14 protein-coding genes and 2 pseudogenes are annotated in these 14,300 nt (G+C 62.6%); 12 read left to right on the top strand and 4 right to left on the bottom strand.

Going from position 1 to position 14,300, the window contains the following annotated elements:
- Positions 1-48 precede the first annotated feature (48 nt).
- Positions 49-1,989 carry a 1-deoxy-D-xylulose-5-phosphate synthase gene (dxs, locus tag AC0NID_RS31930; protein ID WP_473454211.1) on the top strand — a complete coding sequence of 647 codons (1,941 nt, stop codon included), beginning with the start codon at positions 49-51 and terminating at the stop codon, positions 1,987-1,989.
- A gap of 147 nt (positions 1,990-2,136) precedes the next feature.
- Positions 2,137-2,412: a hypothetical protein gene (locus AC0NID_RS31925; RefSeq protein ID WP_473454210.1), complete on the top strand. Its 276-nt coding sequence runs from the start codon at positions 2,137-2,139 to the stop codon at positions 2,410-2,412.
- Between the two features lie 3 nt (positions 2,413-2,415).
- On the opposite strand, the gene AC0NID_RS31920 is transcribed toward AC0NID_RS31925, so the two are convergent.
- On the bottom strand, positions 2,416-2,817 hold the full coding sequence (locus AC0NID_RS31920; protein ID WP_473454209.1) for a GFA family protein: 402 nt from the start codon (positions 2,815-2,817) through the stop codon (positions 2,416-2,418).
- Between the two features lie 171 nt (positions 2,818-2,988).
- Here AC0NID_RS31920 and AC0NID_RS31915 point away from each other — a divergent pair, with 171 nt between their 5' ends.
- The 4 genes and pseudogenes from AC0NID_RS31915 (at position 2,989) to AC0NID_RS31900 (ending at position 5,941) form a co-directional block, all read left to right on the top strand.
- On the top strand, positions 2,989-3,768 hold the full coding sequence (locus AC0NID_RS31915) for a TlyA family RNA methyltransferase (protein ID WP_473454208.1): 780 nt from the start codon (positions 2,989-2,991) through the stop codon (positions 3,766-3,768).
- Positions 3,765-5,006 carry a class I SAM-dependent RNA methyltransferase gene (locus AC0NID_RS31910; protein ID WP_473454207.1) on the top strand — a complete coding sequence of 414 codons (1,242 nt, stop codon included), beginning with the start codon at positions 3,765-3,767 and terminating at the stop codon, positions 5,004-5,006. The genes AC0NID_RS31915 and AC0NID_RS31910 overlap by 4 nt, the downstream gene beginning before the upstream one ends.
- Before the next feature lie 75 nt (positions 5,007-5,081).
- On the top strand, positions 5,082-5,450 hold the full coding sequence (locus tag AC0NID_RS31905; protein WP_473454206.1) for an antitoxin Xre/MbcA/ParS toxin-binding domain-containing protein: 369 nt from the start codon (positions 5,082-5,084) through the stop codon (positions 5,448-5,450).
- Positions 5,443-5,941: pseudogene (locus AC0NID_RS31900) on the top strand (RES family NAD+ phosphorylase). The gene AC0NID_RS31905 and the pseudogene AC0NID_RS31900 overlap by 8 nt, the downstream one beginning before the upstream one ends.
- Here the strand turns inward: AC0NID_RS31900 and AC0NID_RS31895 are convergent.
- The 3 genes and pseudogenes from AC0NID_RS31895 to AC0NID_RS31885 form a co-directional block, all read right to left on the bottom strand.
- Positions 5,938-6,209 (bottom strand): annotated as a pseudogene (locus AC0NID_RS31895) (AbrB/MazE/SpoVT family DNA-binding domain-containing protein). The pseudogenes AC0NID_RS31900 and AC0NID_RS31895 sit on opposite strands and share 4 nt — an antisense overlap.
- A 46-nt stretch (positions 6,210-6,255) precedes the next feature.
- The gene (gene tldD, locus AC0NID_RS31890) at positions 6,256-7,668 is read right to left on the bottom strand and encodes a metalloprotease TldD (RefSeq protein ID WP_473454205.1); all 1,413 of its coding nucleotides are present in this window, start codon (positions 7,666-7,668) and stop codon (positions 6,256-6,258) included.
- Positions 7,669-7,809: 141 nt separating this feature from the next.
- Positions 7,810-8,481 (bottom strand): invasion associated locus B family protein, encoded by a 672-nt coding sequence (locus AC0NID_RS31885; protein ID WP_474033378.1) that lies wholly within the window; start codon positions 8,479-8,481, stop codon positions 7,810-7,812.
- A 351-nt stretch (positions 8,482-8,832) separates the two neighbouring features.
- Between AC0NID_RS31885 and coxB the strand changes: the two genes are divergently transcribed.
- From coxB to AC0NID_RS31855, 6 genes are all read left to right on the top strand, one after another.
- Positions 8,833-9,717, top strand: coding sequence for a cytochrome c oxidase subunit II (gene coxB / locus AC0NID_RS31880; protein WP_473454203.1), 885 nt, complete (start codon positions 8,833-8,835; stop codon positions 9,715-9,717).
- Between the two features lie 37 nt (positions 9,718-9,754).
- Positions 9,755-11,407 carry a cytochrome c oxidase subunit I gene (gene ctaD, locus AC0NID_RS31875; protein ID WP_473454202.1) on the top strand — a complete coding sequence of 551 codons (1,653 nt, stop codon included), beginning with the start codon at positions 9,755-9,757 and terminating at the stop codon, positions 11,405-11,407.
- Between the two features lie 77 nt (positions 11,408-11,484).
- The gene (locus AC0NID_RS31870) at positions 11,485-12,429 is read left to right on the top strand and encodes a heme o synthase (protein WP_473454201.1); all 945 of its coding nucleotides are present in this window, start codon (positions 11,485-11,487) and stop codon (positions 12,427-12,429) included.
- A 2-nt stretch (positions 12,430-12,431) separates the two neighbouring features.
- Positions 12,432-12,593: a hypothetical protein gene (locus AC0NID_RS31865; RefSeq protein WP_126039715.1), complete on the top strand. Its 162-nt coding sequence runs from the start codon at positions 12,432-12,434 to the stop codon at positions 12,591-12,593.
- A gap of 8 nt (positions 12,594-12,601) precedes the next feature.
- The gene (locus tag AC0NID_RS31860; protein WP_473454200.1) at positions 12,602-13,243 is read left to right on the top strand and encodes a cytochrome c oxidase assembly protein; all 642 of its coding nucleotides are present in this window, start codon (positions 12,602-12,604) and stop codon (positions 13,241-13,243) included.
- Position 13,244: 1 nt separating this feature from the next.
- A complete protein-coding gene (locus AC0NID_RS31855) occupies positions 13,245-14,126 on the top strand; it encodes a cytochrome c oxidase subunit 3 (protein ID WP_473454199.1) in 882 nt (293 codons plus the stop codon).
- Positions 14,127-14,300 lie beyond the last annotated feature (174 nt).

Here is a 14,300-nt window from a genome sequence, read left to right as displayed (position 1 = left end):
CGTCACTGACGCGCATTTACATTCGCCGGTCAGCGGCCTATTTCGCACATGAATAAAAAGCAGGCCCTGCCACCAGTGAACGCAAAACTCCATACGCCACTCCTCGACAAGGTCCGCATTCCGGCCGAGCTTCGGACGCTTGATGAAGGTGATCTGCCGCAGCTGGCATCGGAGCTCCGTGCCGAGTTGATCGATGCCGTATCCCACACCGGCGGACATCTCGGCGCCGGCCTTGGCGTGGTCGAACTGACGGTTGCGTTGCACTATGTCTTCAACACTCCGGACGACCGGCTGATCTGGGACGTCGGTCACCAAGCCTATCCGCACAAGATCCTGACCGGCCGCCGCGATCGCATCCGCACGCTGCGCCAAGAGGGCGGCCTGTCCGGTTTCACCCGCCGCGCCGAGAGCGAATACGATCCGTTCGGCGCCGCCCACTCCTCGACCTCCATTTCCGCCGGCCTCGGCATGGCAATGGCGCGCGATCTCGCCGATGGCCGCAACAATGTCATTGCCGTCATCGGCGACGGCGCCATGTCGGCCGGCATGGCCTTTGAGGCGATGAACAATGCCGGCGCCCTCGATGCCCGGCTGATCGTCATCCTCAACGACAACGACATGTCAATCGCTCCGCCGACCGGCGCGATGAGCGCCTATCTGGCTCGTCTTGCGTCGGGCAAGACCTATCTGGGCTTGCGCGATTTCGGCAAGAAGCTGACCTCCTATCTCGGCGAGCGCGCCGATCGCGCGATCACGCGGGCGGTCGAACATGCGCGCGGCTACGTCACCGGCGGCACGCTTTTCGAGGAGCTTGGCTTTTATCACATCGGCCCGATCGACGGACACAATCTCGAACACCTGATCCCGGTGCTGAAGAATGTCCGCGATAATGCCGACGGCCCGGTGCTGATCCATGTCGTGACCCAGAAGGGCAAGGGCTATGGACCGGCCGAGGCGGCTGCCGACAAATATCACGGCGTCAACAAGTTCGACGTCATTACCGGCGCGCAGGCCAAGGCGCCGGCCAACGCGCCAAGCTACACGAAGGTTTTTGCCGAAAGCCTGATCCAGGAGGCCCGGGAAGACGAACGCATCGTCGCCGTCACCGCCGCGATGCCCAACGGCACCGGCCTCGACCTCTTCGGCGAGGTGTTCCCGTCGAGGACCTTCGATGTCGGCATCGCCGAACAGCATGCGGTGACCTTCGCTGCCGGCCTCGCCACCGAAGGCCTCAAACCCTTCGCCGCGATCTATTCGACCTTCCTGCAGCGCGCCTACGACCAGGTGGTCCACGACGTGGCGATCCAGAACCTGCCGGTGCGCTTTCCGATCGATCGTGCCGGCTTTGTCGGTGCCGACGGGGCGACCCATTGCGGCGCCTTCGACACCACTTTTCTGGCGACACTGCCCGGTTTCGTCGTCATGGCCGCGGCGGACGAGGCGGAACTGCGCCACATGGTGCGCACGGCGGCAAGCTATGATGACGGTCCCATCGCCTTCCGCTACCCGCGCGGCAACGGCGTCGGCGTCGACATGCCGGAGCGTGGTTCGGTCCTCGAAATCGGTAAGGGCCGTATCGTGCGGGAGGGCACCAAGGTTGCGCTGCTGTCCTTCGGCACGCGGCTGCAGGATTGCCTGGCTGCGGCCGAGGAGCTCGGCGCGGCGGGGCTTTCCACCACGGTCGCCGATGCTCGGTTCGCCAAGCCGCTCGACCAGGACCTGATCCGGCGGCTGGCGCGCTCGCACGAGGTGCTGGTGACGGTGGAAGAGGGCGCAGTCGGCGGCTTCGCCAGCCATGTGCTGCAATTCCTGGCCCACGAAGGGCTGCTGGAAAGCGGCCTGAAGGTACGCCCGCTGGTGCTGCCCGACGCCTTTGTCGATCACGCCAGGCCCGAAAAGATGTATGCCGACGCCGGGCTGGATGCCGCCGGCATCGTGCGCACCGTCTTTGTGGCGCTGGGACACACCGCCAGCGCGCAAAGCGCCTGAATCAAAATCTCAACGGCTTGAATCAGTTTGCCGGCGGGCGGTCGTAACTTACTGTTTACGCTGCCATTTGGCGGTTTGCTCACCGTGTTCTTGGCCGTTTTTCAACTGCACCCTGCTAGGATTTGATCAGGCAGGGAGACCGAACCAATGAAAGCGCTTCTTTGCGGCGTGGCGCTTTTGGCCATCATTGCCATGCCGGCCGCGGCCGAAACGGCCTATGATCGGAACCTCGAAAAAGCGGTGATGGACATCGTCGCCGGCAAGATCGGTGAGATCCGCGGCGGTTTTTCCTATGGACAGATGCCGCAGCTCGTCGTTGTGCCGGAGGCCGCCGGCGCTGCATCCTCGCAAGGAAGCCTCCGGCAACGACGGTTTGATGCCGGCAGTCGAACGTCGGGCCTCGCGGAGGAGGTTCTAAATTAGGAGCTAGAACCACATATCGCGCACGCAGCGGCCATCGCTCGGCAGATCCTCGAATTTATCGAGACCGTCGAAATGGTCGATTGGGAGATCGGCGACGGCGTCAGGCGGCGCAAGTCTTATGTTGACGGCGATTCGAGTGCGACCGGCGGGACTGGACCGCAAACCACGCCAGGCAAGGACGCAGGCGCATGTCGGACAGAACAGAATCTCGAGCGACGAGGCATGCTCGCCAGCGCGCGTATAAGCACTTGTCGGTCCCGCAAGGTGGATGCGTTCATCAACATAATCGTAAGCCCAGAGCGCGCCATAGCGGCGGCAAAGCGTGCAATTGCAGGCTGTGATCGAGCCGGGATCGCCCTCCAGCGTCCAGTGGGCCGCGCCACAATGGCAGGTTCCGGTCAGCATCCGTCCTCCTTCGCGTTCTGGCGGCAAACGGCATACCTCCCACATTGTGCCGGACCTGGTGCGATATTCAACTGATTGTGGGGTAGCCTGATGCGTTCGCTGATTCCGGAGATGTTCGTTGTCTTTCCCAATGTTCTTGCCTTCGTGACACGCTTTCGCCAATGAAGAAAGATGAACGCCCCTCTGCCAGCCAGCGCACGCCAGCGGCTCGACGAACTTCTCGTCCAGCGCGGTCTGTTTCCCAGCCGCTCGCGCGCCCGTGACGCGGTAGAGCGTGGCACCGTGACGGTGGACGGCACCGTCGCCCGCAAGCCCGGCCAGACCGTCTTGGCTGATTGCCTCATTGCCATCGATGATCCGGCGCAGGGTTACGTGTCGCGCGCTGCGCTGAAGCTGATCGCCGGGCTCGACCATTTCGGTCTCGATCCCGCCGGCAGCGAGGCGCTCGACGTCGGCGCCTCGACCGGCGGCTTCACCCAGGTGCTGCTCGAACGCGGCGCGGTGCATGTCACGGCAATCGATGTCGGGCATGGCCAGATGCATCCGGATATCGCTGGCGATCCGCGCGTGACCGAGATCGAGGGATTGAACGCTCGTGATCTTTCGGCCGCCGATCTTGCCGGTCGCATTCCGGATTTCATTGTCTGCGATGTCAGCTTCATCTCGTTGAAACTGGCGCTGCCGCCGGCGCTCGCTGTCGCCAACGACGGCGCCAAGGGCGTGTTTCTTGTCAAGCCGCAATTCGAGGCCGGCCGCGAGGCGATCGGCAAGGGCGGCCTGCTGAAAGACCCTTACGACGCCGCGCGGGTCGCCGGCTTGCTGCAGGATTGGCTCGACGGCGTCCCCGGCTGGCGCTCACTGGGCCTGCATCTGTCGCCGATCGAGGGCGGCGATGGCAACCGCGAATTCCTGCTCGCCGGGGTCAAGAACTGGGGGATCGGGGGCCGATGAGCGCGCGCTTCACGATCACGAGATTGGGTTCCCAGGGCGACGGCATCGCCGAGACTGAAACCGGCGAAGTTTTCATTCCGTTCACGCTGCCCGGTGAAACCGTCACCGCCGCGCGTGAAAGGGAGCGCGCCACGCTGATGTCGGTGTTGGAGGCGTCGCCGCTTCGCATCGATCCCGCCTGTCGGCATTTCACCGAATGCGGCGGCTGCGCCATCCAGCATCTCGAGGCTGAAGCTTACCAGCTGTGGAAACGCGACAAGGTTGCGCATGCACTGAATAGCAAGGCCATTGTCTGCAACGTCGACGCGCTGGTGTCGTGCGCGCCGCAGACGCGTCGCCGTGTCGTATTCACCGCCCGACGGAGCGAGGCCGGCATGCGGCTCGGCTTTGTTCGCGCGCTGTCGTCGGAAATCATTTCCATCCAGGAATGCCCGATCTCGCTGCCGGGAATCATCGCAAAGCTCGACCGCCTGAAAGCACTCGCCGAACTGGTTTGCGCAACGACCAAGTCGTTTCGCATGACTGTCACGATGACCGGTTCCGGCCTTGATGTCGCGGTTCACGATTCCGGCAGGCTTGGTGAGCACCAGCGCCGCATCGCCTCCAACTTCGTCATCGCCGAGGGATTGGCCAGGCTTTCGGTCGACGGCGAGGTCATCATCGAGCCCAAAAAGCCCATTGTCATGTTCGGCGGCACCGCTGTCGCGGTCCCGCCGGGCGCCTTCCTTCAGGCGACCGAGGCCGCCGAGCAGGCGATGGCGGATATCGTCGGCCAGCATCTCGCACGTGCCAAGAAGGTCGCCGATCTCTTCGCCGGATGCGGCAGCTTTGCGCTGCGCCTCGCCGCGAAGTCGGAAGTCCATGCGGTGGAGGGCGATGCGGCAGCCCTTTCGGCGCTCGACCGGGCATTCCGTTTCGCCACCGGATTGAAGCGGGTGACCAGCGAACGGCGCGACCTGTTCCGGCGGCCGCTCACAGTCAAGGAGTTGAACGCCTTCGATGGCGTCGTGTTCGATCCGCCCCGCGCCGGCGCCGAGGACCAGTCGAAGCAGATCGCCCGTTCCGACGTGCCGCTGGTCGCCGCCGTTTCCTGCAATCCGGTGACGCTGGCGCGGGATTTGCGCATTTTGATCGACGGTGGCTATACGCTCAAACGCGTCACCCCGATCGACCAGTTCCTCTGGTCGCCACATGTCGAGGCTGTCGCGCTGCTGGAGAAGCCGAGGCGGAGGCGATAGACGGGCACGGGTCCAAGTTGGGCATCCGTTGAGCTTGAATTCTCGTAGATTGTCAAAATGTGGTAGGAAATCGCCATGGCTGTAGCTCTCGACATTCCAGTGTCGCGCTTCGGCGAGGAGCGCACGCCATTTCTCTCGGCAAGCCGGGTGGCCGAACTGCTCGGCGTCAACCTGACGGAACTGGCCGGCCTGATCGGTGTCGCGCGCAACACGCTTGCCGCGAAGGCCGGCGCACGCAAGGTCGACGCTGCCTTCAGTCCCGTCGTTCGCATTCTGTCGATGGCGGGCGAAATGGCCGGCAACGAGCAACGCGCCGCAATCTGGTTCAAGCATCAGCCGATCCCCGGCTGGGCGGGAAAGACCGCCTACGATCTCGTTCGTGAAGGCAAGACGGACAAGGTGCTTGCCTATCTGGAGGCTGTCCGTTCCGGCAAGTATGCCTGAAACCAGGCTGACCCTATGGCGTGACTTCGTGGCGTGCTGGGCGCTGCTGCCGCTTTCCGGTGCAGGCGCTGCCCGCTTCGGCGGTCGCTGGAATCCCCTGGGTGCCGCAACGATCTATGCCGCGCGGGAAATGTCCACCGCCTGGGCGGAATACAATCAGGGCTTTGTCCAGCATCCGGCGCTGATCGCCCATAAATTGGGCGCGCGGCTCGCCGACCTGACAGATGTCGATACGCTGACTGAACTCGGCGTATCGGCGGACATTCACCAATGCGAATGGCGCGACATCATCGATCGAGGGTCTATGCCCGAGACGCACACATTGCGGGATCGCCAGCTCGCAACCGGTCTGCACGGGGTGGTCTATCCGTCCTTCATGTCGCCCGGCGGCACATGTGTCGCGCTCTGGCGTTGGAATGAGGACAATGCGACACGCCTCGACATTGTCGATCCCGACCATCCTGCCGAAGCCGCCGACGTCATGGCTTTAGGGCAGTTCCGAGCGGCGTGCTTCGGCGAGCACACCCGCGTCCATTTCCTCCAGCCTCTTTGGCCTGCCGTCGTGGGCCAGGGACCCGTATACGTCCGCTGGCCGCGTAGCGGCAAAGGTAGGCATAGGTTTGAGCAGCACGCCCTCCGGGGTTTCCTCGAAAAGAAGATCTGTGCCGGCACCCCATCCCCTTGCTTCCGGATTGCACTGGGCACGATGACCTGTCCCTTGGCCGAGACCGTGACTATGAACTTTCTCGCAGTAGCCATTGAGACACCTCCTCCGAGTGCTGGGACAAATCAGCGACCGCTGCCATCAAACCCTTGTCCCGCCGACCGTCATCTGGTTCATCCTGAGATGCGGCTGGCCGACGCCGACCGGCACGCCCTGTCCGGCCTTGCCGCACATGCCGATGCCGGTATCGAGCTTCATGTCGTTGCCGACCATGGCAACCCGGTGCATGGCGTCCGGCCCGTTGCCGATCAGCATGGCGCCTTTGATCGGCTGCGTCACCTTGCCGTTCTCAATCATGTAGGCCTCGGTGCAGCCGAACACGAATTTTCCCGACGTGATGTCGACCTGGCCACCGCCGAAGGAGACGGCATAGATCCCGTTCTTGACCGAGGCGATGATCTCTCCCGGCTCCATGTCGCCTGATGTCATGTAAGTGTTGGTCATGCGCGGCATCGGCTGGTGCGCGTATCCTTGGCGCCGTCCATTGCCGGTGGCCTCCATACCCATAAGCCGGGCATTCTGGCGATCCTGCATGTAGCCGACAAGCTTGCCGTCCTCGATCAGCACGTTGTGGGCCGACGGCGTGCCTTCGTCATCGACGGTCAGCGAGCCGCGCCGCTCGGCCATGGTGCCATCGTCGACGACAGTGACGCCTTTCGCGGCCACTTGCTGGCCCATCAGCCCGGCGAATGCCGATGTCTTCTTGCGGTTGAAATCGCCTTCCAACCCGTGGCCGACGGCCTCGTGCAGCATGACGCCCGGCCAGCCGCTGGAGAGCACGATGTCGAAGGTGCCGGCGGGCGCCGGGATGGCTTCGAGGTTGACCAGCGCCTGCCGCAGCGCCTCCTTGGCCGCGTGCTTCCAGCTCTCTTCGACCAGGAATTCGCCGAACCCCTTGCGTCCACCCATGCCGTAGGAGCCGCTCTCCTGGCGGTCGCCACTGCCGACCACCACCGACACGTTGATCCTGACCAGCGGGCGAATGTCGCGCACCATCTGGCCGTCGGCACGCACGATCTCGACATGCTGCCAGGAGGCGGCGAGCGAGGCGGTCACCTGCCGCACGCGCGGATCCTCGGCTCGCAGCCACCCGTCGATTTCCTGAAGCAGCTTGGCCTTCGCCTCGAAGGAGGGCGAGGGTATCGGGTTCTCGTCGCCGTAGAGATGACGGTTGGTGCGTGCGGGCGCCGCGGCGAGCGTTCCGGAATAGCCGCCCTTGACCGTCGAGACGGCGTCGGCCGCGCGCAGCAGCGACGCTTCGGAAAGATCGCTGGAATGCGCGTAGCCGCTCGCTTCGCCGGCGACGGCGCGCAGGCCAAAGCCCTGGTCGGTGTTGAAATTGGCGGTCTTCAGCCGGCCATTGTCGAACATCAGCGCTTCGCTCTCGCTGTATTCGAGGAACAACTCGCCGTCGTCGGCGCCGTTGATGGTCTCGGCGACGATCTGCTTGATGCGATCATCTGAAATGTCGAATTGGCCGATGAGGCTGTTCATGGCAGGTCCGTCCGTGGAAAGGGGTTGTCTTCACGATGTAGGCGCGAAGGTACGCCCAGACAATCGGCAATGACCACGGTCATTGCCAAAGCCGGTCACAATCTCTTTTCGTTGTTAGGATATCAGGATCCTGGCGCAGTCTCAGGGCAGGGCGGCGAAGCCGTCGGCGAAGCCTTTGAGCTCGACCGGAATGCCGATGCCTTCCTCCGGCGTCTGGAAGACGATGAAGGTGGCCGACGTTCCGGTCTTCAGCGTGTCGAGCAGCGGCTTTTCGAGGATGACCTCGGCATAACAGCCGTCCTGGAAGCAGCGCACGAAATAGGCTCGGCCGATGTCCTTGCCGTCGACATTGAGGCCGAGCCCGTTGGGCAGCAGCACGCCAAGCGGTGCCAGCACGCGCAGGATTTCGGCCTTGTTGTCGGCGGTGCGCAGCACGACGACCGAAAGCCCCATCTCGGGACGGTCCTCGGCGACGACGTTCTGCATCATCACGCATTGTTCCGATGTGGCGCCGGCCGGCGTGTCGCAGATGATCGACCACGCGCCATGCGTCGAGCGCACCTTGCCGCTTGGCTGCGCGGCATTGCCCTGGCTGACGCCGGCCAGGCCGATGCCAAACAAGCCAACACCAGACACGGCAGCGAGAACGATGACCTTCGCCGAGGTCCTCGAAAGCCCAAGTTTCAAAAGCCCAAGTTTCGAAAGCCCAAGTTTCGAAAGCCCAAGTTTCGAAAGCCCAAGTTTCGAAAGCCCAAGTTTCGAAAGCCCAAGTTTCGAAAGCCAAGAGTTCATGACGGCTCCATTGCGAATCACGGCACTTTAAGCCGCGCCAAGGGCAAGTAAAGGAGGGGACCACTGCCAGCTGCTTCGACCAAGACAATTATGCGCTTTTCCGTACCAAATTCGCCCGAATTGCGACCGGCCGGCGTATTTTGCCGGGACACTCCCGCCGCTAGGGCTGCGCGATCGCCACCGCGGCGGCTGCCGCCAAAAGGCCCAGCCGCGCTTGCGCGCAAAAATGCCGCACGGTTTCCTCCGCTCCTTTCTTGCGGAGGCAAATAGAGTATGGTTTGAACCACCCTTGGGACTGTCCGGGATTCCCGTCCCGGCGTTGTTCGATATTCTTGCGGTCCGATCGCGAGGAACTGGGAGATAATGAGGGCAATGAGAAAATTCCTAGCAGGCGCCAAATTCCTAGCAAGCGCTTGGGCCGCAGCCACACTGTTCACAAGTGCCTCCGCCCATGCGGCCCAGCCTGCGCCGTGGGAGGTGACCTTCCAGCCCGCCGCCACCGAGATTATGCGGCAGATCGCCTGGTTCGAGCAGTACACGCTGTGGTTTATCGTGCCGATCACGCTCTTCGTGCTCGCTCTTATCGCCTACTGCATCTTGAAATTCCGCGCGAGCGTCAACCCGACCCCGTCGCGCACCAGCCACAACACGCTGATCGAAGTGATCTGGACGGTTGGACCGGTGGTTGTCCTGCTCTGCCTCGCGATCCCCTCGTTCCAGCTCTTGACCGCGCAATACACCCCGCCGGAAGAGGCCAAGCTGACCGTCAAGGCGACGGGAAACCAGTGGAACTGGGACTACGAATACCAGATCGAAAACACGCTTTCCTTCAACTCGGCGATCCTTGCGGATGGAGACCGCGCGGCGGCCGGCAAGGAAGATCGTGCTGTCTATCCGCGCCTGCTCGCCGTCGACAACGAGCTGGTGGTGCCGGTCAACACCATGACCCGCGTGCTGGTGACGGCGACCGACGTGATCCACGCGTTTGCGATGCCGTCCTTCGGCATCAAGACCGACGCGGTTCCGGGCCGCATCAACGAGGTCTGGTTCAAGGCGGAAAAGGAAGGCCTCTATTACGGCCAGTGTTCGGAGCTCTGCGGCAAGGACCACGCCTTCATGCCGATCGCGATCCGCGTCGTCTCCGACGACCAGTACAAGACCTGGCTGGCCGCAGCCGGCACCGATCTTCCCGCCGCCAACAAGGCGCTGATGGCCAAGGTCGACGGCACAAACAAGGTAGCGGCCGCCGGCAACTGATGCCGCGGCCACAAAAGATCAGGGAACGGAGCCGAACATGGCAGACGCTGCAGCTCATGACGATCACACCCACAAGCCGTACCATGGCTGGGTCCGGTGGGTGTATTCGACCAACCACAAGGATATCGGCACGCTCTACCTGATCTTCGCGATCATCGCGGGCTGCGTCGGCGGTGCCCTTTCGGTCGTCATGCGCATGGAACTGCAGGACCCGGGAATCCAGATCTTCACCGGCCTGGCGCAGATGGTCTACGGCCTGAACGCCGACGCCGCGCTCGACGGCGGCAAGAGCATGTACAACGCCTTCACCACCGCGCATGCGCTGATCATGATCTTCTTCATGGTCATGCCGGCGCTGATCGGCGGCTTCGCCAACTGGATGGTGCCGATCATGATCGGCGCGCCGGACATGGCTTTCCCGCGCATGAACAACATCTCGTTCTGGTTGCTGCCGCCGGCTTTCATCCTGCTGATCATCTCGGCCTTCGTGCCGAGCGCGCCTGGCGCCTACGGCGTCGGCGGCGGCTGGACGATCTATCCGCCGCTGTCGACATCCGGGCAGCCCGGACCGGCCATGGACCTGGCGATCCTGTCGATCCACATCGCCGGTGCTTCTTCGATCCTCGGCGCCATCAATTTCATCACCACCATATTCAACATGCGCGCGCCTGGCATGACCATGCACAAGATGCCGCTGTTTGCATGGTCGGTGCTGATCACCGCCTTCCTGCTGCTTTTGTCGCTGCCGGTTCTGGCAGGCGGCATCACCATGCTTTTGACCGATCGCAATTTCGGCACCACTTTCTTCACGCCGGATGGCGGCGGCGATCCGATCCTGTTCCAGCACCTGTTCTGGTTCTTCGGACACCCTGAAGTCTATATTCTGATCCTGCCGGGCTTTGGCATCGTCAGCCACATCGTCTCGACCTTCTCGAGGAAGCCCATCTTCGGCTATCTCGGCATGGCCTATGCCATGGTCGCGATCGGCGCGGTCGGCTTCATCGTCTGGGCGCACCACATGTACACGACCGGCCTGTCGCTCGACACGCAGCGCTATTTCGTCTTCGCCACCATGGTCATCGCGGTGCCCACGGGCGTGAAGATCTTCTCGTGGATCGCCACCATGTGGGGCGGGTCGATTTCGCTCAAGACCCCGATGCTGTGGGCGATCGGCTTCATCTTCCTGTTCACCGTCGGCGGTGTTACAGGCGTCCAGCTTGCCAATGCCGGTCTCGACCGCCCGCTGCACGACACCTATTACGTGGTCGCGCATTTCCACTATGTGCTGTCGCTGGGCGCCGTCTTTGCCATCTTCGCCGGCTGGTACTACTGGTTCCCGAAAATGACCGGCTACATGTATTCGCCTGTCATTGCCAACACCCACTTCTGGATCACCTTCATCGGCGTCAACCTCGTCTTCTTCCCGCAGCACTTCCTCGGCCTCTCCGGCATGCCGCGCCGCTACATCGATTATCCGGATGCCTTTGCCGGCTGGAACATGGTGTCGTCCTACGGCTCCTACATTTCGGCTGTCGGCGTGGTCATCTTCCTCTACGGCGTGTTCGAGGCCTTCCAGAAGAAGCGGGTGGCCGGCGCCAACCCATGGGGAGAGGGTGCGACGACGCTCGAATGGCAACTGCCTTCGCCGCCGCCCTTCCACCAGTGGGAAAAGCTGCCGAAGATCAAATAGGCGGCAGCCTGTGCGAATACGAAACCGCCGGCCCGCCCGGCGGTTTTGGCCAACGGAATGATGGACTTTAAGTACGCATGGCCCTTGTCGACGACCAATTGATTGATGAACCGGGCTTTCGCATGTCGGAAGCGACGGCGGGCGATTTCTTCGCCCTGCTGAAGCCGCGCGTCATGTCGCTGGTGGTGTTCACCGCTTTTGTCGGTCTGGTCGCGGCACCCGTGACCATCAATCCGCTCCTGGCGGTGATCGCGATCCTGGCTATCGCCATTGGTGCTGGCGCCTCCGGCGCGCTCAACATGTGGTATGACGCCGATATCGATGCGGTGATGACCAGGACGGCCGGCCGTCCGGTGCCGGCCGGCCGTATCCGGCCCGGCGAGGCGCTGAGTTTCGGCCTGGTGCTGTCTGTCCTGTCGGTGATGACGCTCGGCGTGCTGGTCAACTGGCTGTCGGCGACGCTCCTGGCCTTCACCATCTTCTTCTACGCCGTCGTCTACACGATGTGGCTGAAGCGCTGGACGCCGCAGAACATCGTCATCGGCGGAGCTGCCGGCGCCATCCCGCCGGTGATCGGCTGGGCGGCTGCGACCGGAACGATTAGCCTGGAAAGCGTCGTCCTGTTCCTGATCATCTTCCTGTGGACGCCACCGCATTTCTGGGCGCTCGCTCTCTTCAAGTCCGAGGACTATGCCCGGGCCGGCATCCCGATGATGCCGAACGTCGCCGGCCAGGCTTCGACCCGACGCCAGATTTTTGCCTACGCGCTGATCCTTGCGCCGGTTGGCGTGCTGCCTTGGGCGCTCGGTTTCACCACATCAGCCTATGGCGTTCTTGCGGTGCTGCTTGGCGCCGGCTTCGTCTGGTATGCGTGGAAGGTGCTGCGGATGGCCGACGACGACCATGCGATGAAGCCGGCCAAGGCGTTGTTCGGCTATTCGCTGCTCTACCTCTTCGCCATCTTCGCCATCTATCTTGCCGACTGCGTTGTCGGGCGTGCCCTGGCCACGGGCGGAGCATGATCATGGCCGACAACAAGCTTGAACTCGTCGCGCTGACGGAGCGCCAGCAGAAGGCCCGGCGCAACCGCTCGGTAGCCATCGGCCTGGCGCTGGCAGTCCTTGTCGTCATCTTCTATATCGCGACCGTCGTGAAATTCGGTCACAACCTCACCGGAACGATGTGAGGCTCGAGATGAACGGCCAGGCATTGACCCATCCCCAAAAGAAGAACACCAACCGCATTGTCGCCGGCGTCTGCGTCGCCTTCTTCGGCGGCATGATCGGCATGGCCTATGCCGCGGTGCCGCTCTATGCGATGTTCTGCCAGGCGACCGGTTACGGCGGCACCGTAAAACGCGCAACGCAGCAATATGCCGACCGCGTGCTCGACCGTGATATCACCATCCGTTTCGACGCCAACACAGCCGGCGTGCCGTGGCAGTTCCAGCCGGTCGCCCGCTCGATCACCGTCAAGATAGGCGAGACGGCGCAGGCGCACTATAGCGCGACCAACAAGTTCAGCGACGCCACCGCCGGCCGCGCCACCTTCAACGTGCAGCCGGAACTGGCAGGACCTTACTTCAACAAGGTCGAGTGTTTCTGCTTCACCGACACCACGCTGAAGCCCGGCGAGACACTCGACATGCCGGTCGTGTTCTATGTGGATCCCGACATCGTCAATGTGCCGGAACTGAAAGACCTGAAGACGATTACCCTGTCTTACACGATGTTCCCAGTCGAGAAGAACGAGAAAGACAAGCCGGTGGTGTCATCAGCGCCGGTCAAGGACAAGAGCAGCAAAGTTTCACATACCGAAGGAAGCCTCGGGGGTTGATATGGCAGACGCGCACGCAAGACCAGAACATGACTACCACCTCGTCAACCCGAGCCCGTGGCCGTTCCTAGGCTCGGTCGGCGCGCTGGTCACCGCGATCGGCGGCGTCTCTTACATGCAGTATCTCAAGGGCGGCGATTTCCCGATTTTCGGCTTCAACATCGCCAATCCGTGGCTGTTCTTCATCGGCCTTTTGATCGTCATCTACACGATGTATGCCTGGTGGTCGGATACCATCAAGGAAGCGCATGAGGGCCACCACACGCGTGTCGTGTCGCTGCATCTGCGCTATGGCATGATCATGTTCATCGCTTCCGAGGTGATGTTTTTCGTCGCCTGGTTCTGGGCTTTCTTCGACGCCAGCCTGTTTCCCGGCGAGGCACAGCAATACGCCCGCACCGCCTTCACCGGCGGCGTCTGGCCGCCCAAGGGCCTCGAGGTTCTCGACCCCTTCCACCTGCCGCTCTACAACACCGTCATCCTGCTTCTGTCGGGCACAACCGTGACCTGGGCGCACCACGCGCTCATTCATGGCGACCGCAAGGGGCTGATCAATGGCCTGGTGCTGACCGTCGGTCTCGGCATGCTGTTCACCATGGTGCAGGCTTACGAATACATGCACGCACCGTTCGGCTTCAGGGATTCGATCTACGGCGCCACTTTCTTCATGGCGACCGGCTTCCACGGCTTCCATGTCATCATCGGCACCATCTTCCTGCTGGTCTGCCTGGTCCGCGCGATGAAGGGCGATTTCACGCCCAAGCAGCATTTCGGCTTCGAGGCGGCCGCCTGGTACTGGCACTTCGTCGACGTGGTCTGGCTGTTCCTGTTCGCGTCCATCTATGTCTGGGCATCGGCCGGTGCGGTAATCGAAGGCCACTGAAATCTTCTTGAGGAATCGAGGGGGCGGCTGCGGCGACGTGGCCGCCTTATCTTTTGGGGCGAACGGCACTAAGGTTCCAAAAGCATGATCGCGGAAAGGTGGCACCGGTTTTCGGACAAGATCATGCTTGAAAGGAACGTGGCTTTGCGCAGTTTCCTAATGGAACAGGCTACA

The organism is Mesorhizobium sp. WSM4821, from assembly GCF_055901555.1.
This window is presented reverse-complemented; position numbering and strand designations above follow the sequence as displayed.